Source organism: Rhodopseudomonas telluris (genome assembly GCF_042432815.1).
Lineage (GTDB): Bacteria > Pseudomonadota > Alphaproteobacteria > Rhizobiales > Xanthobacteraceae > Rhodopseudomonas > Rhodopseudomonas telluris.
On record NZ_JBHLWM010000003.1, the window covers coordinates 346,854 to 370,182 of the forward strand.

Here is a 23,329-nt window from a genome sequence, read left to right on the forward strand (position 1 = left end):
CGACCTCTGCCGCCGCGATCATCGGGTTTGCTAGAAGTCGGCGAGCCCGAGCACATCCATCATCGAATACAGGCCCGGCGTCTTGCCGTGCGCCCACATCGCCGCTTTGAGCGCGCCGTGGGCGAAGATCATGCGGTCCTCGGCCCTGTGGCTGAGTTCGATCCGCTCATAGGGACCGGCGAAGATCACGCTGTGATCGCCCGTGACGGTGCCGCCGCGCAGGCTGGCGAAGCCAATGTCGCCGGTCTTGCGCGCGCCGGTGAGGCCGTCGCGGCCGCGGGCCGAATGCGTCTCCAGATCGACCTTGCGGCCGGCCGCCGCCGCTTCGCCGAGCAGCAGCGCGGTGCCCGAGGGCGCGTCGATCTTAGCGCGGTGGTGCATCTCGACGATCTCGATGTCGAAATTGTCGCCCAGCGACTGCGCCACGCGCTTGGTGAGCGCCGCCAGCAGATTGACGCCGAGGCTCATATTGCCGGACTTCACCACGATCGCCTGACGGGTGACGCTCTGGATCACCGCATTGTCGGACGACGACAGGCCGGTGGTGCCGATCACGTGGACGATGCCGCGCTGCGCCGCGATCGCCACATTGGCGAGGGTGGCGGCCGGCACGGTGAAGTCGAGGATGCCGTCGGCATTGGCCGAGAGCTTCCACAAATCGCCCGAGAGCAGCACGCCGTTGGCCGGCAGGCCGGCGAGCACGCCGGCGTCCTGGCCGAGCAGCTCCGAGCCCGGCGCTTCCAGCGCCCCGGTCAGCACCACGCCTTTGGTCTCGCTGATCGCCCGCGTCAGGGCGCGGCCCATGCGGCCACCGGCTCCGGCAACGATCAGGCGCATCTCGGACATCGGCTCACGATCCTTGTTCTAGGCGCGGTATAGCGGCGCGATGACAACCCGGCAACTCACCGGACGGCAAAGCCGCTCCGCGGTCAGCTAGGCTGCGGGCCGTCATAGCCCTCGATGATGATCAAATCGCTCTCCGAATACGGCGCACGTGCCTTGATCAGCGCCTGATATTCCGGAGAGTGAAAGCAGGCGAGTGCCGTGGCGTAGTCCTTGAACTCGATCACCACGTTGCGGCTGCGCGACGAGCCTTCGGCGGTCTCGAAGGTTCCGGCGCGGACCAGGAATCGGGCGCCGTATTTGGCGAACACCGCGCCATTGTGAGCGACGTAGTCACGCTTGTAGCCGTCGATATCATGCACATCGACCCGCGCCACCCAGTAGCCTTTTGCCATCGTGGTTTTCTCCCGTCGTTATTTCGCAGCCGCGATCTCGGCGACGATCGCGTCGGCCGCCTGCTTCGGATCCGCCGCTTCCATCACCGGGCGACCGACCACCAGATAGCTGGCGCCGGCGGCGATCGCTTTGCCGGGCGTCATGATCCGCTTCTGATCGCCAGCAGCGGTGCCGGCCGGCCGGATCCCCGGCGTCACCAGCGTCATGTCGGGGCCGATCAGGCTACGCAGATGGCCGGCTTCCTCGGGCGAGCACACCAGGCCATCGACGCCGATCGCCTGCGCCTGCCGGGCCCGCGCTTCGACCAGATCGCGGACGCCGAGCGCGTAGCCGGCATCGACCAAGTCGCGATCGTCGTAGGACGTCAGCACGGTGACGGCGAGAATCTTCGGGCCCGACGTGCCGCGCGCCTCGACGGCAGCCTTCATGGTCTGCGGATAGGCATGAACGGTGAGGAAGGTCGCGCCGAGCGAGCTGAGGCTCTCGACACCGCGCGCCACCGTGTTGCCGATGTCGTGCAGCTTGAGATCGACGAACACCTTCTTGCCGGCGCGCGCCAGCTTCTCGACCAGCGGCAGGCCGCCCGCATAAGCGAGCTGATAGCCGATCTTGTAGAAGCCGACGCTGTCGCCGAGCCGGGCGATCATCGCTTCGGCAGCGTCGACACTCGGAACGTCGAGCGCGACGATCAGCCGGTCACGATCTGCGGGGTCGGCCTGCGCCATGTCTGGTTACCTCATCATCTGCTGAGCGAAGTCGATCAATTGCCGGACCATCGCGTCCATCGCGGCGATGTCGGCGGGAAGCTTCAGGCGGTCGGTCTCGTCATAGGCCTGGTGCGCGAAGGACAGCGTGAGCTGATTGGGGATCACCGGCGCGCGGCAGCCGGACAGGATCAGCCGCAGCGCCGCCAGACAGCGCGCACCGCCGAGCTTGCCCTCGGAGGCCGCCGCAAGCGCGAAGGCGCGTTCGCGAAACACCTGGCCCTGAGTCTCGTGCGGGTCCTCGACCCGCGACACCCAATCGATTGCATTCTTCAGCAAGGCGGGCGGGGCGGAATTGTATTCCGGCGTGACGATCAGCACGCCGTGATGCGCGCCGATCATCCGCTTCAGCTTGACCGCGTTCGCCGGCACGCCGGACTTGGCTTCGAGGTCGCCGTCATAGATCGGCAGTGGATAGTCGGCGAGCGAGATGCGGCTGACGTCGACATCGGCGCGGGCGAGCTCATGCGCCGCGGCCGCCGTCAGCCGCACATTGTGCGAGCCGGTGCGCAGCGAACCGGGAATGACGAGGATCTTGACCGCGGACATGACGCCGATCTCCTGCCGGCCAGCACCAGCGTGGCCGCGCTTTGTTTAGCGAAGTTGAGCGGCAGGGAAACCGAAATTCTGAAGCGGAGGAGGTCAGAGACGGGGGCGGCAACGAGCGGACGGCTCAGCCCTTGCGATAGACCCAGACCCGGGCGGGCGGGATGTTCATCCAGATCCGCTCGGAGGCTTCGGTCGCCACGCCGGGGAGGGATTTGGGGATCGGCGGCGCCACCGAGTAGGTGAACTGCACGAAGGGCGCGCCGGGCTCGAGTAGATTGAACGAATCCCGGATCAGCTTCATCCGGGTCAGCATCGGCTTGGTCACCAGCGGCAGGCCGGAGACCACCGCGGTCGCGGGTTCGGGCAGGATCTGCCACAGCGTATCCCGCAGCCGATAAGCGTCACCCTGCACGATGGTGGCTTGCGGATAGCGTTCGCGCAGCAGCGCGCAGAAGCTCGGATTGTATTCGACCAGCACGAGGCGCTTCTGATCGACGCCGTGCTCTACCAGCGCGTTAGTGATCGCGCCGGTCCCGGGTCCAAGTTCGATGACCGGCCCCGTCGAGTCGATATCGACATACTGGGCCATGGTGCGGGCGAGCAGTTTGCCCGACGGCATCACCGCACCCATGTGCAGCGGCTTTTCGATCCAGGAACGAAGGAAGCGAACCTCGTCATCGAGAGGACGGGGCGGCTTCTTCAACGCACGAGCCGTGGACTGCAAAGCCATTCCGCTACCAAACCGGGAGGTATTTAGCCCAGTGTCAAATTATTGTTACATCACAACTATAGGGCACTTCCCAGCCGGTCAAGTTAGACGGTTAGGGAGTGCTCGCGCGGGAGCCGAAGAAGTCCTTGACCTTGGAGAAGAAACCCGCGGCCTCGGGTTGAGTTGCACCGGACGACAACTTTTCGAATTCCGCCAGCAACTCCTGTTGCTTCTTGGTCAGATTTTGCGGCGTTTCGACGGCAACCTGAACATACATGTCGCCGACCTGCCGCGAGCGCAGCACGGGCATGCCTTTTCCCGCGATGCGGAATCGGCGGCCGGTCTGAGTGCCGGACGGCACCTTCACCTTGGTCTTGCCACGCTCGATCGTCGGGACTTCGAACTCACCGCCGAGCGCCGCTGTGACCATCGAGATCGGCACGCGGCAGTGCAGGTCGGCGCCGTCGCGCTGGAAGATATCGTGCGGAGCGAGCGACAGGAAAATGTAGAGGTCGCCGGGCGGCCCGCCGCGGACGCCGGCTTCCCCTTCGCCGGCGAGGCGGATGCGGGTGCCGTCCTCGACGCCCTGCGGAATGTTGACCGACAGCGTCCGCTCCTTGGTGACACGGCCGGAGCCGGCGCAGGACGGGCAGGGGTCCTCGATGGTCTGGCCGCGGCCCTGGCAGCTCGGGCAGGTGCGCTCCAGCGTGAAGAAGCCCTGGGCCTGACGGACGCGGCCGGCGCCGCCGCAGGTCGAACAGGTCTTCGGCTTGGTGCCGGCCTTGGCGCCGGTGCCGGAGCAGGGATCGCAGGTGACCGAGACCGGGATTTCGATCTGCGCGGTCTTGCCCTTGTAGGCATCCTCGAGGGTGATTTCCATGTTGTAGCGCAGGTCGGCGCCACGCTCGCGACCGGTGCCGCGGCCACGCTGCCCGGCCATGCCGAACAGGTCTTCGAAGATATCGGAGAATGACGACGCGAAGCCCGCGCCGAAGCCGGGCCCGCCGCCCATGCCCTGCTCGAACGCCGCGTGGCCGTAGCGGTCATAGGCGGCGCGCTTGTCGCCGTCCTTGAGCACCTCGTAGGCTTCGTTGATTTCCTTGAACTTGATCTCGCTCGACGCATCGCCCGGATTGCGATCCGGGTGCCACTTCATCGCCAGCTTGCGGAAAGCGCTCTTCAGCGTCGATTCGTCGGCGTTGCGCTCGACTTCGAGGGTTTCGTAGTAGCAACGCTTGGTCGTGGACATCCGTCAAACCTGCTCGAAACGTTCGATTGCTGCGGCAACCTGCAGCGAAAGTGAAAGCTTGCAGCTTTCATGCCGCGTCCGGCCCAACGAAAACAACCCCCAGCTGATGATCGCAAAGCTGCGTTCGTCAGATGGGGGTCGCGGTCTCCGTTACGACGTCTTAGGCGGATTTCTTGTTGTTCTTGTCGTCGTCGACTTCGGTGAAGTCGGCATCGACGATGTCGTCCTTGGCGGCGTGCTTGGCAGCGTCGGACTCCGCCTGCTGGGTGTACATCGCCTCGCCGAGCTTCATCGAAGCCTGCGCCAGCGTATTGGTCTTGGCCTTGATGGCCTCGGCGTCGTCGCCCTTGAGGGCTTCGCGCAGGTCACCCAGCGCGTCCTCGATGGCGCGGCGCTCCGGCTCGGCGACCTTCGAACCGTGCTCGGCCAGCGCCTTCTCGGTGGAATGCACCAGCGCGTCGGCATGGTTCTTGGCGTCGACCGCTTCGCGGCGGCGCTTGTCTTCGGCCGCGTTGGCTTCGGCGTCCTTGACCATCTTGTCGATGTCGGAGTCGGACAGACCGCCCGAGGCCTGGATGCGGATCTGTTGCTCCTTGCCGGTCGCCTTGTCCTTGGCCGAGACGTTGACGATGCCGTTGGCGTCGATGTCGAAGGTCACTTCGATCTGCGGCATGCCGCGCGGCGCCGGCGGAATGCCCATCAGGTCGAACTGGCCGAGGATCTTGTTGTCGGCGGCCATTTCGCGCTCGCCCTGGAAGACCCGGATGGTGACCGCGTTCTGATTGTCTTCGGCGGTCGAGAACACCTGGCTCTTCTTGGTCGGGATCGTGGTGTTGCGATCGATGATGCGGGTGAACACGCCACCCAGCGTCTCGATGCCCAGCGACAGCGGCGTCACGTCGAGCAGCAGCACGTCCTTGACGTCGCCCTGCAGCACGCCGGCCTGGATCGCGGCGCCGATCGCAACGACTTCGTCCGGGTTGACGCCCTTGTGGGGCTCCTTGCCGAACAGCTGCTTCACCACTTCCTGGACCTTCGGCATGCGGGTCATGCCGCCGACCAGCACCACTTCGCTGATCTCGCCGGCGGTCAGGCCGGCATCCTTCAGCGCCTTGCGGCACGGCTCGATGGTCTTCTGCACCAGATCGTCGACCAGCGCTTCGAACTTGGCGCGGGTCAGCTTCATGGTCAGATGCTTCGGACCGGTCTGGTCCGCGGTGATGAAGGGCAGGTTGACTTCGGTCTGCGTGGTCGACGACAGCTCGATCTTGGCCTTTTCGGCGGCTTCCTTCAGCCGCTGCAGCGCCAGCTTGTCGTTGCGCAGGTTGATGCCCTGCTCCTTCTGGAATTCGTCGGCCAGGTAGCTGACCAGACGCATGTCGAAGTCTTCACCACCCAGGAAGGTGTCGCCGTTGGTCGACTTCACCTCGAACACGCCGTCGCCGATCTCCAGGATCGAGACGTCGAAGGTGCCGCCGCCGAGGTCGTACACCGCGATGGTGCCGGACTTGGTCTTGTCGAGGCCGTAGGCCAGCGCGGCCGCGGTCGGCTCGTTGATGATGCGCAGCACTTCGAGGCCGGCGATCTTGCCGGCGTCCTTGGTGGCCTGGCGCTGGGCGTCGTTGAAGTAAGCCGGGACGGTGATGACCGCCTGATCGACCTTCTGGCCGAGATGCGCTTCGGCGGTCTCTTTCATTTTCTGCAGAATGAAAGCGGAGACCTGCGAGGGCGAATAGGTCTGACCGTCGGCCTCGACCCAGGCGTCGCCGTTGCCGGCCTTGACGATCTTGTAGGGGACGAGCTTCTTGTCCTTCTCGACCATCGGGTCGTCGTAGCGGCGGCCGATCAGGCGCTTCACTGCGAAGAAGGTGCGCTCGGGATTGGTGACTGCCTGGCGCTTGGCCGGCTGACCGACCAGCCGCTCGCCGTCGTCGGTGATCGCGACGATCGACGGGGTGGTGCGCATGCCCTCAGCGTTTTCGATGACTTTCGAATTCTTGCCGTCCATGACGGCGACGCACGAATTGGTGGTGCCGAGATCGATCCCGATGACCTTTCCCATAGTGCTCATTCCTTCCTTTTGCGGCGGGTCGGGCGGGCCCTGGCGGCGCACCAGTCCAAACCCCCAAATATCAATTGCTCGCGATTGTGCGGCGGTGAGCCTCATATAGGAGGGGGGGTGGTGGCCGCAAGGACTGCCGCAGGGCCGCGATCACGAAAACATGGGCTTTAATGAATCCTGAACGGCACTTCCGGCAGGTCCGACGGCAGCGGTGAGGTGGACGCTTGCGGCTCCTCGTCTCACGCCGCCGTCACGCCTTGACGGCGCGGCAGGACGTGATCTGGTGACGTCGCACCGAAGCATCCGCAGCGCAGCATTCCGGTTTCGGCGGCGGTGACAGACCATCGAACGGCCGCATTGCGATTTCAGGACACCCCGATGAAACAGATAGTGCGCCTCCTTGCGATCGCCCTTGCGGTCGCCGCCGCCAGCCCCGCCGTCGCGGCCGACACGATCTTCCCCCGGGGCATCCGGGTCGGCGTGACCCCGATGCCGGGACTGACCGAGTCGCAGGCCTTTCTGGGCTTCGAGTCGCCCGGCCACGGCGTCAAGGTGCTGCTGGCCGAACTGCCCGGCCCGGCCTATGGCGAAGTCGAAACCGCCTTCAAGGCGCTGCCCGACAACGCGACCGTGAAGGTCAAGCCGCAAAGCCTGGAGACGGCCGCCGGGACCGCCTACTACACGGCCGAAGACGGCGTCGCCGGCACCGACAAGGTGCGGCGCTACTCGCTGATCGTGCCCGGCAGCAAGGCGTTCTCCGGCTACGTTGCCGTGCAGGTCGCCGAGAGCGAAGCCAGCACTTATTCGGAAGACGCCGTGAAGAAGATGCTGAGTTCGGTCACCGTCCGGCAGGAAGTGCCGGTTTCCGAACAGATCGCCCAGATGCCGTTCAACGTCCGCGAGCTCGCCGATTTCAAGACGGTGCGAACGCTGGCGCCGGGAGCGGCGATGCTGCTGGCGGACGGCAATGAAGACACCGGGATCGAAGCGGCGCCCTTTATGGTGCTTGGACTGATCGGCTCGGTGCCGGAGCAGACCGACGATCGCGCCCGCTTCGCCGAGCAGGCCGCCGCCACCATTCCGGGGCTGCGCGAAGCAAGAATTACCAATTCCGAGCCGATCCGGATCGACGGCCAGCCAGGCTTCGAAACCCGGATCGAGGCGATCAGCGGCAAGGACAATACGCCGGTGACGGTGGTGCAGTGGCTGCGGTTCGGCAGCTCGAACGTCGCGCTGCGGGTGATCGGCAGCACGCCCCGCGACAAGTGGTCGGAAGCGTTTCCGCGCTTCCGCAAGGTCCGCGACGGGCTGAAGCCGCGCTGATCGGCGCGGCTTCATTCGACGAAGATTGAACTGCCGAGGTAGCGTCGGCGCGGCCGTTACGCCGCGCTGCCGGAATCGCTGCCGTTCGGCGCAGGCGCCGGCTTGGCACCCCCCTTGGACACGCCGACCAGGGCCGGTCGCAACACCCGATCGCCGATCGTAAAGCCGGCCTGCACCACCTGCACCACGGTGCCGGCGGGCACCGACGGGTCGGGCACTTCGTACATCGCCTGCTGGAAATTCGGATCGAACTTCTGGCCCTGCGGGTCGAACTTCTTGACGCCGTTCTTCTCCAGCGCGTTGAGCAGCGAGCGCTCGGTGAGCTCGACGCCCTCGATCAGGCCCTTCAGTCCCGCATCCGCATTGGCGCGGGCTTCGGCCGGCACGGCGTCGAGCGCGCGCTGCAGATTGTCGGCGATCTCGAGCACGTCGCGCGCGAAGGCCGTGACCCCATAGGTCCGCGCGTCGGCGACTTCCTTCTGGGTCCGGCGACGCAGATTCTCCATCTCGGCCAGCGTGCGCAGCATCTTGTCGCGCGCTTCGGCGGCTTCCTTCACCAGCGCCTCGTTGGCGCCTTCTTCCGGATCGTCCGGCATGATGTACGGCTTGGAAACGACCGGCTCGGCGGACTGCGCCTCGTCCTGGTTGTTGTCCTTGGGTCCGTTGGAATCGGTCATCACGCTACCTTTTTGAAGAAAACGTCTGCATTGGCCGCGAATGGGCTGGCCGGGATATCGTGGTTTATCGGGTGAAAATCAAGCGAGCGGGCAGGCGGGGCGGCGTCAGCCGCCCAGCATCCGGCTGACGACGCGCGCCGTGTAATCGACCATCGGAATCACCCGCGCGTAGTTCAGCCGGGTCGGCCCGATGACGCCGAGCACGCCGACGATGTGGCCGGCACCGTCGCTATAGGGCGCGATGATGGTCGAGGAGCCGGACAGCGAGAACAGCTTGTTCTCCGAGCCGATGAAGATCCGCACGCCGTCGGCGCGCTCGGCGCGGCCGAGCAGATCGACCACGCCGCGCTTGGTTTCGAGATCGTCGAACAGCAGCCGCACCCGTTCGAGATCTTCCAGCGCGTGCAGATCCTCGAGCAGATTGGCGTGGCCGCGCACGATCAGCTGGCGATCCTCGCCCTCGCCGCCGGACCAGCTCGCGATCCCGGCGGAAATCACCTTCTGGGTCAGCGCATCGAGCTCGGCCCGGTCCTGCGTCAGCAGCGTCTCGAGCTCCACCCTTGCTTCGGCGAGCGTCCGGCCGCGAATCCGGGCGTTGAGGAAGTTCGAGGCCTCGGTCAGCGCCGAAGACGGAACGCCCGGCGGCAGCGCCAGCACCCGGTTTTCGACCTGGCCATCCTCGGCGACCAGGATCACCAGCGCGCGCTCCGGCTCCAGCCGGACGAATTCGATGTGCTTCAGCCGGACGTTGGACTTGGCCGTCAGCACCACCGCGGCCGCCCGGGTCAGCCCCGACAGCCGGGTCAGCGCCTCGCCGAGCGCGGCTTCGACGGTCTGCGCCCGGCCGACCGAGGACAGCTGCGCCTGAATCGACTGCCGCTCCGGCTCGGTAAGGTCGCCGACCTGCATCAGCGCATCGACGAAGAAGCGCAGACCCAGCTCGGTCGGCAGTCGCCCGGCGGAGGTGTGCGGCGCGTAGATCAGGCCGAGCTGCTCCAGGTCCGCCATCACGTTGCGTACTGAGGCGGGGGACAGCGGCACCGAAATCAGCCGGGAAATATTACGCGACCCCACGGGCTCGCCGGTGGCGAGGTAGCTTTCGACGATCTGACGAAAAATGTCCCGCGAGCGCTCGTTGAGCTGCGCCAGGGCGGAATTGGGTGCAATCAGGCCGATCGGATCGTGGTGAGCCAACTTCTCCTCCGTAACGCCTCTAATTTGTCGTTGCTTGCGCCCGGTTACAAGAAGGCAGGGAGTTGAAGGGGCGCCGCCCTTGCCGCTGCGGCGCTCCACCCCTAAAAGCAGCCCGGATCGCCATTTCCCGAAATTGACGGAGGATTTCCCATGCGGCCAAGCCGCCGTGCGCCCGACGAATTGCGCGCCGTGTCGCTCGAACGCGGCGTCGTCAAATATGCCGAGGGTTCCTGCCTGGTGAAATTCGGCGACACCCATGTGCTGGTGACGGCGACGCTGGAAGAGCGGCTGCCGCCGTGGCTGAAGGGGCAGGGACGCGGCTGGGTCACCGCCGAATACGGCATGCTGCCGCGCGCCACGCTGGAGCGCACCCGCCGCGAGGCTTCGGCCGGCAAGCAGAACGGCCGCACCGTGGAAATTCAGCGCCTGATCGGCCGGTCGCTGCGCACGATCGTCGACCTGCAGGCGCTCGGCGAGCGCCAGATCACGGTCGATTGCGACGTGCTGCAGGCCGACGGCGGCACCCGGACCGCGTCGATCACCGGCGCCTGGGTGGCGCTGGCCGACTGCCTGAACTGGATGAAGGCCCGCAACATGACCAAGGGCCAGGTGCTGCGCGACAACGTCGCGGCGATCTCCTGCGGCATCTACAACGGCACCCCGGTGCTCGACCTCGACTACGCCGAGGATTCCGAGGCCGAGACCGACGCCAACTTCGTCATGACCGGCGACGGCCGGATCGTGGAAGTGCAAGGCACCGCCGAAAAGACGCCGTTCTCGCAGGACGAGTTCCTGGCGCTGATGGCTCTGGCCCAGAAGGGCGTCGGCCGGCTGGTCGATCTGCAGAAAATGGCGGTGGCGTGAGTCATTCTTGCCACCCATTCGCGGCCACTCTTGAGCTACGCTGAGGCCGCCATGCATCGTCGAATCACCGGCAAGCTCGTGATCGCCACCCATAATCCCGGCAAGCTGGCCGAGATGCGGGAGCTGCTGGCCCCTTACGGGATCGAGGCAGTCTCGGCCGGCGAGCTCGGCCTCGGCGAGCCGGAGGAAACCGGCGACAGTTTCCAGGCCAATGCCCGCATCAAGGCCGAGGCGGCCGCGCAGGCCGCGCAGCTCCCGGCCTTCGCCGACGATTCCGGGCTGGCGGTGGATGCGCTCAATGGCGCGCCCGGAATTTATTCCGCCCGCTGGGCCGGCGACAGCAAAGACTTCAACGCCGCGATGGCGCAGATCGAGCGCCTGCTGCAGGAGCGTGGCGCCGCTGCCCCGGCGCAGCGCACGGCGCATTTCGTCTCGGCGCTGTGCGTCGCCTGGCCCGATGGTCATGTCGAGGAAGTCGAGGCCCGGGCCGACGGCACGCTGGTCTGGCCGCCGCGCGGCACCGCCGGATTCGGCTACGATCCGATCTTCCTGCCCGACGGCCACGACCGCACCTTCGGCGAGATGACCAGCATCGAGAAGCACGGCCTGCCGCCGCTCGGGCTCGGCCTGTCGCATCGCGCCAAGGCGTTCGTCAAACTGGCGGAGATCTGCCTTGCCGGCTAGCTCCGACCAAGCCTTCGGCGTCTATGTGCACTGGCCGTTCTGCCTGTCGAAGTGCCCGTATTGCGACTTCAACAGCCACGTCCGCCACGCCGCGATCGACGAGGACCGCTTCGCCCGCGCGTTTGCGCGCGAGATCGAAACCACCGCGGCCCGAACCGGCCCGCGCGAGGTGACGTCGATCTTCCTCGGCGGCGGCACGCCGTCGCTGATGCAGCCGCAGACGGTCGGGGCGATCCTCGACGCGATCGGCAAATACTGGCGCGTCGCACCGGATGCGGAGATCTCGCTCGAGGCCAATCCGACCAGCGTCGAGGCGACGCGGTTTCGCGGCTATCGCGCCGCCGGCGTCAACCGCGTCTCGCTCGGCGTGCAGGCGCTCGACGATGCCTCGCTGAAGACGCTGGGCCGGCTGCACACCGCTCAGGAGGCGATGGACGCGGTCGCGATCGCCCGCTCAGTGTTCGACCGCTACTCGTTCGACCTGATCTACGCCCGTCCCAGCCAGACGCCGGCGATGTGGGAAGCCGAGCTGCGCCGCGCGATCGGCGAAGCCGCCGAACACCTGTCGCTGTATCAGCTGACGATCGAGGCCGAGACGCCGTTCTTCGCGCTGCATCGCGCCGGCAAGCTGCAGACGCCCGATGACGGCGCCGCGCGGGCCCTCTACGACGTGACCCAATCGGTCTGTGCCGAACTCGGCCTGCCGGCCTACGAGATCTCCAACCACGCCCGCCCGGGCGCCGAGTGCCAGCACAATCTGGTGTACTGGCGCGGCCAGGAATATGCCGGGATCGGCCCCGGCGCGCACGGCCGGCTGGACATCGGCAACATCCGCTACGCCACCGCCACCGAGCGCCGGCCGGAGAGCTGGCTGATGCGGGTCGAAGGCAACGGCCACGGCGTCATCACCGACGAGCGCCTCAACAGCGAAGAGCGCGCCGACGAATTCCTGCTGATGGGGCTGCGGCTCGCCGAAGGCATCGACCCGCGCCGCTATCAGGCGCTGTCGGGGCGCTCGCTCGACCCGTCGCGCATCGCCCTGCTGCGCGAAGAGGGCGCGATCACCGTAGACGCCGACGGCCGCCTGCGGGTGACCCTAGCGGGCTTCCCGGTGCTCGACGCGGTGGTGGCCGACCTCGCCGCCTAAACCACAGTCCAGTCCGACGACACCCGGCCCGCTCTGCCGAAATCAGCAGGATTCCGCAGTGTTGGCCTCGGAATGTTCTGGCAAAGGCTCATCGCCGCTTCCTTAGCCGTCAATCCGCTTATTTTCTGCGCGCGTTGCCGTGAAACACGGCATATATACGGCCGGAGGTACCGCGCGGCGCGGTGCCGCACGTTGTTGCGCGAAAATCTGGGGCTCCCGTATGAAACTCGTCGTCGCCATCATCAAACCCTTCAAGCTCGACGAGGTGCGTCAGGCGCTGACCGAGATCGGGGTCCACGGCATGACCGTGACCGAGGTGAAGGGTTACGGCCGTCAGCGCGGCCACACCGAGATCTATCGCGGCGCCGAGTACATCGTGAACTTCCTGCCCAAGCTGCGGATCGAGATCGCGGTCGACAGCCCGCTCGCGGACAAGGCCGTCGAGGTGATCACCCGCGGCGCCCGCACCGGTCAGATCGGCGACGGCAAGATCTTCGTGACGCCGATCGACCACGCGCTGCGGATCCGCACCGGCGAAACTGACGCCGACGCGCTCTGACAAACGCCGCGCAGCCAGCAATCAACGGCGGCGCGGGGGCGCCGCGACATTCCGACGGGGCAGCCATCATGATCGGTTCGACGCGCCGGACGGCAAAGGCCGTCAACGGTATTATTGCGATGACTCTCGGCGCAGGCGGAGCCGCCTGCCTGGCGGCTCCGGCCCTGGCACAGACCGCGCCCGCCTCCGGCATCAATGCCGCCGATACCGCCTGGATGACCGTCGCCACCGCCTTCGTGCTGATGATGACCATCCCGGGCCTGGCGCTGTTCTACTCGGGGATGGTGCGCAAGAAGAACGTGCTGGCCACGATGGCGCAGAGTCTGGCCGCGGTCGCGATGATCTCGCTGCTGTGGGTCGCGTTCGGCTATTCGCTGACCTTTGTCGGGGGCGGCGCCTTCATCGGTTCGTTCGACCGCGTCTTCCTGGTCGGCATGACGATGGACAGCGTCAATCCGGCGGCCAAGACGATCCCCGAGGCGCTGTTCATGCTCTACCAGATGACGTTCGCGGTCATCACGGTGGCGCTGGTGGCGGGGTCGGTCGCCGACCGCATGCGGTTCTCGGCCTATCTGCTGTTCTCGGTCGCCTGGTTCGTGGTCGTCTATGTGCCGCTGGCGCACTGGATCTGGGGTGGCGGCTTCCTCGCCGGCTGGGGCGTGCTGGATTTCGCCGGCGGTCTCGTCGTGCATTTGTCGGCCGGCACCGGCGGCCTGATCGCCGCGCTGGTGATCGGCCGTCGTCACGGCTACGGCATGGAGAACCTGTCGCCGTTCGATCTGTCGCTCGCGGTGATCGGCACCGGTCTGCTCTGGGTGGGCTGGTTCGGCTTCAATGGCGGATCGGCCCTGGCGGCGGATTCCCGCGCGGTGTTCGCCATCACTGCAACCCACCTCGCGGCCTGCGCCGGCGCGCTGACCTGGGGAGCGGTCGAATGGGCCGGACGACGCAAGCCCTCGGTGCTTGGCATGATTTCCGGTGCCGTCGCCGGCCTCGGCACCATCACGCCCGCGTCCGGCTACGTTCAGCCATGGCATGGCGTGGTGATCGGCGTGATCGCCGGCGGCGTATGCTACTGGGCCTGCATCTGGCTGAAGCACCGGCTGCGCTACGACGATTCGCTCGACGTGTTCGGCGTCCACGGCATTGGCGGACTGACCGGGACACTGCTTGGCGGGTTTTTCGCCACCGCCGCCATTGGCGGTGTGGCCGGCGCGTTCGAGGGCAACTGGATGCAGCCGCTGGTCCAACTCGCAGGTATCGCGGTAACCTTCGTCTGGACCGCGGTTGCGACCTTCGTTCTGTTGAAGCTGGTGGGCTTGTTCGTGGCGCTCCGCGTGTCCCGTGAGCACGAAATAGAAGGTCTCGACATTTCGCAGCATGGCGAGGCGCTTCAGTAGCCACGCCCCATAATATAGTACCTTATCGGCTGCCTGCCGGCTGAGCACGATTGTGTCGAGACGCTGTCGTGCTCAGCATTTCACCATATTTGCCTAGAAAACGAGCGCGACGGAATAGCGCAGCAGGTGCTGCGGTGCGGGCGCGCGTCAAAGTTTCGATTTCCTGAACGATTCCAGCGGTGCACCCGACTGGCACGGCATTTGATTCTAGGGGGCGTGGCTGTGCCCGCGTAGTGATGTTTCTCCGCGTGGGGATTTTCAGTCGAGATCGAGCCCAGACCACGTTGGCCGGGCCCTAGCGGGGATAAGACCCATGAAAATTGTTATGGCGATCATTAAGCCATTCAAACTGGAAGAAGTCCGTGATGCCCTGACCGCCATCGGCGTTCACGGCCTGACGGTGACGGAAGTCAAGGGATATGGCCGGCAGAAAGGCCACACGGAAATCTACCGCGGCGCTGAATACGCGGTGAGCTTCCTGCCCAAGATCAAGATCGAGGTCGCGATCGCCACCGAGCAGGTCGAGAAGACCATCGAGGCGATCACCAGCGCCGCCAAGACCGGCCAGATCGGCGACGGCAAGATCTTCGTCATCGGCCTCGACCACGCGGTGCGCATCCGCACCGGCGAAGCCGACGCCGCGGCCCTCTGATTTCGCGCTCACCCTCATTTCTTCACTCAGGAGACCACAAATGACGTTCAAACGTCCCTACGGCGCGGGACTGGCCGTTCTTGCTGCGAGCGTATTTGCCGCAACGGCCGCCTATGCCGAGCCCACGGTCAACAAGGGCGACAATGCCTGGATGATGACCTCCACGGTTCTCGTCCTGCTGATGACCATCCCGGGTCTGGCGCTGTTCTACGGCGGTCTGGTTCGTTCCAAGAACATGCTCTCGGTGCTGGCCCAGGTGTTCTACACCGTCTGCATCGTGACGGTGATCTGGGTCGTCTACGGCTACAGCCTCGCCTTCACCGGCGGCTCGGACTTCATCGGCGGCTTCTCGAAGGCGTTCCTCGCCGGCGTCACCACCGACTCCAAGGTCGCGACCTTCACGGTCGACGCCAACATCTCGGAGCTGGTCTATATCTGCTTCCAGATGACCTTCGCGGCCATCACTCCGGCGCTGATCGTCGGCGCATTCGCGGAGCGGACCCGTTTCGCCGCAGTGGCGCTGTTCGTGCCGCTCTGGGTGACGCTGATCTACTTCCCGATCGCCCACATGGTCTGGTACTGGCCGGGCCCGGATGCGATCACCGACGCCGCCAAGGCGCTCGCTGCCGCGACTGACGATGCCGCCAAGGCGGCCGCGCAGGCCAAGCTCGACGAGATCAACGCCGACGCCGGCTTCATCTTCAAGAAGGGCGCCCTCGACTTCGCGGGCGGCACCGTGGTGCACATCAACGCCGGCATCGCCGGCCTGGTCGGCGCCCTGCTGGTCGGTCGTCGCACCGGCTACGGCAAGGAACTGATGGCCCCCCACTCGCTGACCATGACGATGATCGGCGCCTCCCTGCTGTGGGTCGGCTGGTTCGGCTTCAACGCCGGTTCGAACCTCGAAGCCTCGGGCGGCGCTGCGCTCGCCATGACCAACACCTTCGTGGCGACTGCCGCGGCGGCGCTGGCCTGGATGTTCGCCGAGTGGATCTTCAAGGGTCACCCCTCGCTGCTCGGCGCGCTGTCGGGCGCGGTGGCAGGTCTGGTCGCGGTCACTCCCGCGGCGGGCTTCGCGGGTCCGATGGGCGCGATCGTGCTCGGCCTCGTGGTCGGCGTGGTCTGCCTGTTCTTCTGCACCGTGGTGAAGAATGCGCTGGGCTATGACGACTCGCTCGACGTGTTCGGCGTCCATGGCGTCGGCGGCATCGTCGGCGCGCTCGGCACCGGCATCCTGGTGAACCCGGCCCTTGGCGGCACCGGCGTGTACGACTACGTCGCCGGCAAGGTCGGCGACTACGACTTCGGCGCCCAGATGATCTCGCAGTGCTGGGGCGTCGGCACCACCGTGCTGCTGTCCGGCATCGGTTCGGCGATCCTCTACAAGGTCGTCGACGTGATCGTCGGCCTGCGTGCCCCGGTCGAAGTCGAGCGCGAAGGCCTCGACCTCGTCGAGCACACCGAGCGCGCTTACAACATGTAAGTCATCCCGGGCGCGGCCTTCCCCGGAAGGCCGCGCGACCAGCTACGGGTCAGGCAGATACCCGGCAATGCTTGATCCGTTGAGGGGCTCCAGCTCAGGCTGGGGCCCCTTTCTTTTTGAGGCGCGATGTCAAACTCATTTTTGCTGGGGCGTGATCAGCGCAACGGAGGGGAAATAGACCCGATACTTCCTTGGATCGCGCGTCAGAACCTCCAAACCTTCCACCTGCGCGTGCGCGCCGATGAAGAAGTCCGGCAAGACGCCAGTTCGAAAACCACCTGCGCGACGGTATTGAACGAACGCCTTGGCGGCCAGAAACAACGCAGCGCGAGGAAGCGCAACGACCGTTACGCCTAATGTCGCCAGAGCGGCCTCGAAGTCATCCAACTTCAAGAAGCCCGCGGATACTTCGGCGTAGATCACGTCGTTGATCAACAAGGGCCCGCGATCGATGGCTTCACGAAGCCGCTCGATTGACCACTCGGACCACACAGGATCGTCGGCAAGAAAGTCGATCAGCACATTTGAGTCGACGAGAGTCACGGCTTCAGTCGTCGTCGCGCAGCAACTGCATCAATTCGTCGCTCGATAGTCCCGCATCGGCGCTTCCCCGAACTTTCTGCCAATCGCGAGGCAAGCCTTTCGGTTCGACCTTCTCAACAAGCACCGCTCCATCCGGCGCTAGCCTGAAATCGACCTCTCCGCCCGGAGCGACTCCGAGCGTCTCCAAAATGTCTTTCGGAATCGTCACACGGCCGTCGCTCGCAACTTTGCTCGCCATCTCGACCTCCACCGAACTCGCAGCCTCTGGCATAATCTAGGCACGCCTCCCCCGCTCGTCGATGGTTAATCGCGTCTTAACCTCGCCGTATCTATGGTGGCTGATCTGTTTGCGCTCGATCCATCCTGGCGGTCGGGTGTTTCTGAAAGCTGGCGTTTGCGATGGTTTTGTCCGCCTCTCCCTCCCCGGCGCGTGCGGCCGGCAGTCCTGAGGCTGCCGGACAGAGCGAGCGTTCGCCGTTCGCGCGGCTGACCGAATTGCTGGCGCCATACCAGCCCGGCGAAAAGCTGATCAACCTGTCGCTCGGCGAGCCGCAGCATCCGATTCCCGGCTTCGTCGGCGAGGTGCTGGCGCGGCACATCGCGGATTTCGGCCGCTACCCGATGGCCAAGGGCATCGCGCCGTTCCGCGAGGCGGCGGCGAACTGGCTGACGCGGCGATTCGCCTTGCCGCGCACGCCCGATCCCGAGACCGAGGTGCTGGTGCTGAACGGCAGCCGCGAAGGTCTGTTTCTCGCCGCCCTCGCGGCTGCCCGCTACGTCGCTCCGCGCAGCGGCCCGCCGGCCATCCTGATGCCGAACCCGTTCTATCCGGCCTACGCGGCCGGAACGCGGGCGGCAGGCTGCGAGGCGGTGTTCCTGCCGACGACGCGCGCCAATGGCTTCCTGCCGGATCTGGATTCGCTCGACGCCGCGACGCTGGCCCGCACGGTTGCGATCTTCATCGCCTCGCCGGCGAATCCGCAGGGTTCGGTGGCGTCGCGGGATTACTACGCGAAGCTGAAGCAGCTCGCCGATCGCTACGGCTTTCTGATCCTCAGCGACGAATGCTATTCCGAGATCTACACGCGGGAAGCGCCGGGCAGCGCGCTGCAGGCCGCAGGCGACGACTTCCGCAATGTCGCGGTGTTCCAGTCGCTGTCCAAGCGCTCCAATCTGCCGGGCATGCGCGTCGGCTTCGTCGCCGGCGACGCGAACTTCCTCAAAGCCTATCACGAGTTGCGCAACGTCGCGGCGCCGCAGGTGCCGGTGCCGCTGCAGCATGTGGCGATCGCCGCCTATGCGGACGAAACCCATGTCGACGAGAATCGCCGACTGTATCGGCTGAAATTCGACCTCGCCGACCAGGTTCTCGGTTCGCTCTACGGTTATCAGCGTCCCGCCGGTGGCTTCTGCCTGTGGCTCGACGTCTCGGCCCATGGGGGTGATGAGGCGGCGACCGTGAAGCTGTTCCGCGACGGCGGGGTCCGCGTCATTCCCGGCAGTTACCTGGCGCGACCGCAGCCGGACGGCAGTAATCCGGGCGCCGGTTATATCCGGGTCGCGATGGTCCAGGACAGCGAGACCACCGCCGAAGCGTTGCACCGTCTGGTGCGGATTCTCGAGTGAGTCGCGGGGCAAAGCAGTGAGTATGCCGGCGATCGAACGTGTCATTCCCCTGGTCGGGCATTTGCCGACGTCGCTCCGCGACGCGCTGGCGCGGCGGCTGCGCGAGCTCGCCGGCTTCGGGCTGATCGCCGTCGCGGCCGCAGCCGCGGCCGCATTGGCGACGTGGTCGGTGCAGGACCCCAGCCTGAGCCACGCCACATCGCGCACGATCCATAATTTGATGGGTTATCCGGGCGCGATTGGCGCCGACCTGTCGATGCAGATCCTCGGCCTCGGCGCGATCGGCCTGCTGATGCCGGTGGCGACCTGGGGCTGGCGGATGATCAATCATCGTCCGTTCGATCGCCGCGCGCTGCGTTTCGCCGGCTGGATTCTCTGCACCGTCTTTGCGGCGGGCCTCGCCAGCTCGTTCCCGCACGACACCGCCTGGCCACTGCCGACCGGCCTCGGCGGCGTCGTCGGTGATGCGCTGGTGCGCGCGCCCTCGCTGGTGTTCGGACCGGGACTGATCTTCCGGATCATCCTCACACTCGTGCTCGCGGCTGCCACGGCTGTAACTTTCCTGATCGCCAGCGGCTATGGCTCGCGCGAGCCGGAGGTCGACGACAGCATCGCCGACGACGTGCCGCTCGACGAAGAGGATGAGCGCGACGAAGGTTCGGTGTCGCTGGGCTGGCTGGCGCATGCGATGCTCAGCGCCAAGGCCCGGCTGTGGCGCCTGATCAAGCTGAGCTATCGCGGCCTCGTCAGCAGCGGCTCGACGACACGCAACGCATCAGCGTTCGAACGCCAGGAGCCGAAGCTCGGGAGCGGCCGCAGCTCGCCGCCGATCGTGCCGCGGGATGAACGCGACTTCGACGACGAGGAGCCCGACCACGAGGTCGAGCCCGACGAAGAAGAGGAAGACGAGGACGATGCCCCTCCGGCGCGCGCGCCGCGCAAGAAGGCCGCGCCGCGTCCCTCCGCCAAGAAACCCAGCCGGTTCGACCTGCCCTCGGTCAACGTCCTTACGGCGCCGAAGGCATCCGATCGCCAGCCGCTCAACAAGGCCGAGCTCGAAGCCAATTCGCGCGCCCTGGAAGGCGTGCTGCAGGATTTCGGTGTGCGCGGCGAGATCGTCAAGGCGAGCCCGGGCCCGGTGGTCACGCTGTACGAACTCGAGCCCGCCCCCGGCATCAAATCCTCGCGCGTCATCGGCCTTGCGGACGACATCGCCCGCTCGATGAGCGCGCTGTCGGCGCGCGTCGCCGTGGTGCCCGGCCGCAACGCGATCGGCATCGAGCTGCCGAATGCGCATCGCGAGAAGGTGTACTTGCGCGAACTGCTCAGCGTGAAGGACAACAACGAGACCGTGCACAAGCTGCCACTGTGTCTCGGCAAGAACATCGGCGGCGATTCGATCATCATCGATCTCGCCCGCACGCCGCATATGCTGATCGCAGGTACCACTGGTTCGGGTAAGTCGGTCGCGATCAACACCATGATCCTTAGCCTGGTGTACCGGCTGCGGCCGGATCAGTGCCGGCTGATCATGGTCGATCCGAAGATGCTCGAACTCTCCGTCTATGACGGCATCCCGCATCTGCTGACGCCGGTCGTCACCGACCCGAAGAAGGCCGTCGTCGCGCTGAAGTGGGCGGTGCGCGAGATGGAAGAGCGCTACAAGCGCATGGCCAAGCTCGGCGTCCGCAACATCGACGGCTACAACACCCGTCTCGGCGAAGCCAAAGCCAAGGGCGAAGAGCTGACCCGCACGGTGCATACCGGCTTCGACAAGGAAACCGGCAAGGCAATCTACGAGGAAGAGAAGCTCGACCTCGAACCGCTGCCCTACATCGTCATCATCGTCGACGAAATGGCCGACCTGATGATGGTGGCCGGCAAGGACATCGAAGGCGCGGTGCAGCGCCTCGCCCAGATGGCGCGCGCCGCCGGCCTGCACGTGATCCTCGCCACGCAGCGTCCGTCGGTCGACGTCATCACCGGCACCATCAAGGCCAACTTCCCGACCCGCATCTCCTTCCAGGTGACGTCGAAAATCGACAGCCGCACCATCCTGGGCGAGATGGGCGCCGAGCAGCTGCTCGGCCAGGGCGACATGCTGTACATGGCCGGCGGCGGCCGCATCAGCCGCGTCCACGGTCCGTTCGTCTCGGACGAGGAAGTCGAGAAGGTCGTCAAGCATCTCAAGGCGCAGGGCGCCCCCGAATATCTCGAAGCGGTCACCGCCGAGGAGCCGGCCGAAGGCGAGGACGGCGCCGTGTTCGATGCTACCGGGATGGGCGGCGACGGCGGCGGCGATCTGTTCCAGCAGGCCGTGGCGATCGTCAAACGCGACCGCAAGGCTTCGACCAGCTACATCCAGCGCCGCCTGCAGATCGGCTACAACCGCGCCGCCTCGCTGATGGAGCGGATGGAACTCGAGGGCATCGTTGGCCAGGCCAATCACGCCGGCAAGCGCGAGATTCTCGTCGCCGAAGAAGACTCGAACTTTTGAAACGCGGGAGCAGCGGCATGCAAATCTCCCAGCGGGAGTCGCGAAATCGCCACAGCGCCACGGTAGCGGCTGAGGGACGGCGCGCCGGATCCGCGGCTTCCGCGCAGGACATTGCATTGACGAACGATTCCAAGGATTTGGCGCCGAGACCGGCGATCTTCACCGGGCTGCGCGGCATGATCGCGGCCGGCGTCGGGCTGCTGTTGGCGGTCGCCCCGCAGGCGATGGCGGAGCCGACCCCGATGCCCAAGCCGTCCCCGAAGGGCGAGCGGCAGATCAGCGCGGCCGATCCGGTCCGCCAGACGCGGCCGCCGCAGCCGACCGCGCCGATGACCAAGCTGACGACGCCGCCGGAGCCGGTCATCCCGGACCCGCGGCGCAACGTCCCGGCCTCGATCTTCACCACCTTCGACGCCAAGCAGAAGGCGGACGCCGCACGCGTCAGCAGCTATCTGTCGTCACTGTCGACGCTGGTGGGGAATTTCGTCCAGGTCGGTCCGGACGGCAGCAAGCTGACCGGCGATTTCTACATCATGAAGCCCGGCAAGGTCCGGTTCGAATACGACAACCCCAGTCCGATCTCGATGATCGCCGACGGCCAGTCGCTGGTGGTGCGCGACCGCAAGCTGGCCACGCAGGACGTCTATCCGCTGTCGCAGACGCCGCTGCGTTATCTGCTCAGCGACAAGATCGACCTGCTGCGCGACACCAATGTGGTGGCGATCAGTTCCGACGATCTCTACATCTCGATCATCATCGAGGAGAAGAACGCGGTGATCGGCACCAGCCGGCTGATGCTGATGCTGGGAGTGAAGGACGGCCAGCTCAAGCAGTGGACCGTCACCGACCCGCAGGGCTACGACACCACGGTGGCGATCTACAACCTCGACACCTCCCGCCGCCCCGACCCGACGATGTTCAAGATCGACTACACCGACTACTCGACCCCGCCGGGCTAGAGGCGGCCGCGCCTTCAGGACATCCACAAGCTAGGCCTCATGGTGAGGACCGCGCCCTTGGCGCGCGTCTCGAACCATGCGCATTTAGCTCGGCCCGTCGTCGTTTGTCCGCGCGTCGGTGGCCGCGTTCGAAATGCGCGATATGACGACGTCCTACACCGACTTCCCTTCGTCATTGCGAGCGAGGCGAAGCAATCCAGAAGCTCCGTGCACTGCGCTGGATTGCTTCGTCGCTTCGCTCCTCGCAATGATGCCGAGTTGAGAAACATGCGCTTCACCCTGACGACCTGGAACATCAATTCGGTGCGGCTGCGCATCGACCTGGTGGCGAAGTTTCTGAAAGCGCAGCGACCGGACGTGCTGTGCCTGCAGGAGACCAAGTGCCCGGACGACGCCTTTCCGCTGAAGCGGTTCAAGCGGCTCGGTTACGAGCACATCGCGCTCAACGGCCAGAAGGGCTATCACGGCGTCGCGATCATCTCGAAGATCCCGTTCGTCGCGCGCGACGTCCGCACTTTTTGCGACATCGTCGACTCGCGTCACATCTCGGTGTCGCTCAACACGGCCGATCAGGATCCGCCGCTGGTCGTGCATAATTTCTACGTCCCCGCCGGCGGCGATATTCCTGATCCTGCGGTCAATCCGAAGTTCAAGCACAAGCTCTCCTTCCTCGACGAGATGAAGGCGTGCGCGCCGCTGCATCCGTCCGGTGATCAGCGGCACATCCTCGTCGGCGACCTCAACGTCGCGCCGCACGAGCACGACGTCTGGTCGCACAAGCAGTTACTTAAGGTCGTGTCCCATACCCCGATCGAATGCGACAAGCTGCTCGCGGTGCTACGCGCCGGCAATTGGGTCGACGTCGCGCGCGAGCGGATTCCGCTGTCCGAGAAAGTGTACACCTGGTGGAGTTATCGCGCCGCCGACTGGACCGTCGGCGACCGTGGTCGTCGGCTTGACCACATCTGGGTCTCGGAAGCGCTGAAGGATCGCGTCACCGACTTCAGGATCCTGCGCGACGCGCGCAGCTGGGAACGCCCGAGCGACCACGTCCCGGTGACGATGACGATGGAGTTGTAGGTCGTAGGCGTTCATCCAAGAACTAACCCCAAGCACAGCGGGCTCCCTCTCCCGCCTGCGGGAGAGGGT

23 protein-coding genes are annotated in these 23,329 nt (G+C 65.9%); 12 read left to right on the plus strand and 11 right to left on the minus strand.

Going from position 1 to position 23,329, the window contains the following annotated elements; genetic code table 11:
* Positions 1 to 30: 30 nt before the first annotated feature.
* The 7 genes from dapB to dnaK form a co-directional block, all read right to left on the minus strand.
* Positions 31 to 846, minus strand: coding sequence for a 4-hydroxy-tetrahydrodipicolinate reductase (gene dapB, locus ACFFJ6_RS08355; RefSeq protein ID WP_378386390.1), 816 nt, complete (start codon positions 844 to 846; stop codon positions 31 to 33).
* A gap of 83 nt (positions 847 to 929) precedes the next feature.
* Positions 930 to 1,238: a DUF1330 domain-containing protein gene (locus ACFFJ6_RS08360; RefSeq protein ID WP_378386392.1), complete on the minus strand. Its 309-nt coding sequence runs from the start codon at positions 1,236 to 1,238 to the stop codon at positions 930 to 932.
* Between the two features lie 18 nt (positions 1,239 to 1,256).
* Positions 1,257 to 1,964, minus strand: coding sequence for an orotidine-5'-phosphate decarboxylase (pyrF, locus tag ACFFJ6_RS08365; protein WP_378386394.1), 708 nt, complete (start codon positions 1,962 to 1,964; stop codon positions 1,257 to 1,259).
* A 6-nt stretch (positions 1,965 to 1,970) separates the two neighbouring features.
* Entirely contained in the window at positions 1,971 to 2,552 is a 582-nt protein-coding gene (locus tag ACFFJ6_RS08370; RefSeq protein ID WP_378386396.1) for an NADPH-dependent FMN reductase, read from the minus strand.
* Positions 2,553 to 2,676: 124 nt separating this feature from the next.
* The gene (locus ACFFJ6_RS08375) at positions 2,677 to 3,282 is read right to left on the minus strand and encodes a class I SAM-dependent methyltransferase (RefSeq protein ID WP_378386398.1); all 606 of its coding nucleotides are present in this window, start codon (positions 3,280 to 3,282) and stop codon (positions 2,677 to 2,679) included.
* A 91-nt stretch (positions 3,283 to 3,373) separates the two neighbouring features.
* On the minus strand, positions 3,374 to 4,510 hold the full coding sequence (dnaJ, locus tag ACFFJ6_RS08380; protein WP_378386400.1) for a molecular chaperone DnaJ: 1,137 nt from the start codon (positions 4,508 to 4,510) through the stop codon (positions 3,374 to 3,376).
* A gap of 160 nt (positions 4,511 to 4,670) precedes the next feature.
* On the minus strand, positions 4,671 to 6,572 hold the full coding sequence (dnaK, locus tag ACFFJ6_RS08385; protein ID WP_378386402.1) for a molecular chaperone DnaK: 1,902 nt from the start codon (positions 6,570 to 6,572) through the stop codon (positions 4,671 to 4,673).
* A 378-nt stretch (positions 6,573 to 6,950) separates the two neighbouring features.
* On the opposite strand from dnaK, the gene ACFFJ6_RS08390 reads away from it, so the two are divergent.
* The gene (locus tag ACFFJ6_RS08390) at positions 6,951 to 7,895 is read left to right on the plus strand and encodes a hypothetical protein (RefSeq protein WP_378386404.1); all 945 of its coding nucleotides are present in this window, start codon (positions 6,951 to 6,953) and stop codon (positions 7,893 to 7,895) included.
* Positions 7,896 to 7,951: 56 nt separating this feature from the next.
* Here the strand turns inward: ACFFJ6_RS08390 and grpE are convergent, their stop codons facing one another.
* Positions 7,952 to 8,572 carry a nucleotide exchange factor GrpE gene (gene grpE, locus ACFFJ6_RS08395; RefSeq protein ID WP_378386406.1) on the minus strand — a complete coding sequence of 207 codons (621 nt, stop codon included), beginning with the start codon at positions 8,570 to 8,572 and terminating at the stop codon, positions 7,952 to 7,954.
* Between the two features lie 105 nt (positions 8,573 to 8,677).
* Positions 8,678 to 9,766 (minus strand): heat-inducible transcriptional repressor HrcA, encoded by a 1,089-nt coding sequence (hrcA, locus tag ACFFJ6_RS08400; protein WP_378386408.1) that lies wholly within the window; start codon positions 9,764 to 9,766, stop codon positions 8,678 to 8,680.
* Between the two features lie 150 nt (positions 9,767 to 9,916).
* On the opposite strand from hrcA, the gene rph reads away from it, so the two are divergent.
* The 7 genes from rph (at position 9,917) to ACFFJ6_RS08435 (ending at position 16,555) form a co-directional block, all read left to right on the plus strand.
* Entirely contained in the window at positions 9,917 to 10,630 is a 714-nt protein-coding gene (rph, locus tag ACFFJ6_RS08405; protein ID WP_378386410.1) for a ribonuclease PH, read from the plus strand.
* Between the two features lie 51 nt (positions 10,631 to 10,681).
* A complete protein-coding gene (gene rdgB / locus ACFFJ6_RS08410; protein WP_378386413.1) occupies positions 10,682 to 11,314 on the plus strand; it encodes an RdgB/HAM1 family non-canonical purine NTP pyrophosphatase in 633 nt (210 codons plus the stop codon).
* On the plus strand, positions 11,304 to 12,461 hold the full coding sequence (gene hemW, locus ACFFJ6_RS08415; protein WP_378386415.1) for a radical SAM family heme chaperone HemW: 1,158 nt from the start codon (positions 11,304 to 11,306) through the stop codon (positions 12,459 to 12,461). The genes rdgB and hemW overlap by 11 nt, the downstream gene beginning before the upstream one ends.
* Positions 12,462 to 12,681: 220 nt before the next feature.
* On the plus strand, positions 12,682 to 13,020 hold the full coding sequence (locus ACFFJ6_RS08420; protein WP_378386418.1) for a P-II family nitrogen regulator: 339 nt from the start codon (positions 12,682 to 12,684) through the stop codon (positions 13,018 to 13,020).
* Between the two features lie 119 nt (positions 13,021 to 13,139).
* Entirely contained in the window at positions 13,140 to 14,420 is a 1,281-nt protein-coding gene (locus ACFFJ6_RS08425; protein WP_378386420.1) for an ammonium transporter, read from the plus strand.
* A gap of 313 nt (positions 14,421 to 14,733) precedes the next feature.
* Positions 14,734 to 15,072, plus strand: coding sequence for a P-II family nitrogen regulator (locus ACFFJ6_RS08430; protein ID WP_031337443.1), 339 nt, complete (start codon positions 14,734 to 14,736; stop codon positions 15,070 to 15,072).
* A gap of 40 nt (positions 15,073 to 15,112) precedes the next feature.
* Positions 15,113 to 16,555, plus strand: coding sequence for an ammonium transporter (locus tag ACFFJ6_RS08435; RefSeq protein WP_378386422.1), 1,443 nt, complete (start codon positions 15,113 to 15,115; stop codon positions 16,553 to 16,555).
* A 135-nt stretch (positions 16,556 to 16,690) separates the two neighbouring features.
* Here the strand turns inward: ACFFJ6_RS08435 and ACFFJ6_RS08440 are convergent, their stop codons facing one another.
* Positions 16,691 to 17,098, minus strand: a complete 408-nt coding sequence (locus tag ACFFJ6_RS08440; RefSeq protein ID WP_378386424.1) for a type II toxin-antitoxin system VapC family toxin — start codon at positions 17,096 to 17,098, stop codon at positions 16,691 to 16,693.
* A 4-nt stretch (positions 17,099 to 17,102) separates the two neighbouring features.
* A complete protein-coding gene (locus ACFFJ6_RS08445) occupies positions 17,103 to 17,336 on the minus strand; it encodes an AbrB/MazE/SpoVT family DNA-binding domain-containing protein (RefSeq protein ID WP_378386426.1) in 234 nt (77 codons plus the stop codon).
* Between the two features lie 161 nt (positions 17,337 to 17,497).
* Between ACFFJ6_RS08445 and ACFFJ6_RS08450 the strand changes: the two genes are divergently transcribed.
* From ACFFJ6_RS08450 to ACFFJ6_RS08465, 4 genes are all read left to right on the plus strand, one after another.
* On the plus strand, positions 17,498 to 18,724 hold the full coding sequence (locus ACFFJ6_RS08450; protein ID WP_378386428.1) for an aminotransferase class I/II-fold pyridoxal phosphate-dependent enzyme: 1,227 nt from the start codon (positions 17,498 to 17,500) through the stop codon (positions 18,722 to 18,724).
* 16 nt (positions 18,725 to 18,740) lie between these two features.
* Positions 18,741 to 21,221, plus strand: coding sequence for a DNA translocase FtsK (locus tag ACFFJ6_RS08455; RefSeq protein ID WP_378386430.1), 2,481 nt, complete (start codon positions 18,741 to 18,743; stop codon positions 21,219 to 21,221).
* A 176-nt stretch (positions 21,222 to 21,397) separates the two neighbouring features.
* A complete protein-coding gene (locus ACFFJ6_RS08460) occupies positions 21,398 to 22,180 on the plus strand; it encodes an outer membrane lipoprotein carrier protein LolA (RefSeq protein WP_378387040.1) in 783 nt (260 codons plus the stop codon).
* 267 nt (positions 22,181 to 22,447) lie between these two features.
* On the plus strand, positions 22,448 to 23,260 hold the full coding sequence (locus tag ACFFJ6_RS08465; RefSeq protein WP_378386432.1) for an exodeoxyribonuclease III: 813 nt from the start codon (positions 22,448 to 22,450) through the stop codon (positions 23,258 to 23,260).
* Positions 23,261 to 23,329 lie beyond the last annotated feature (69 nt).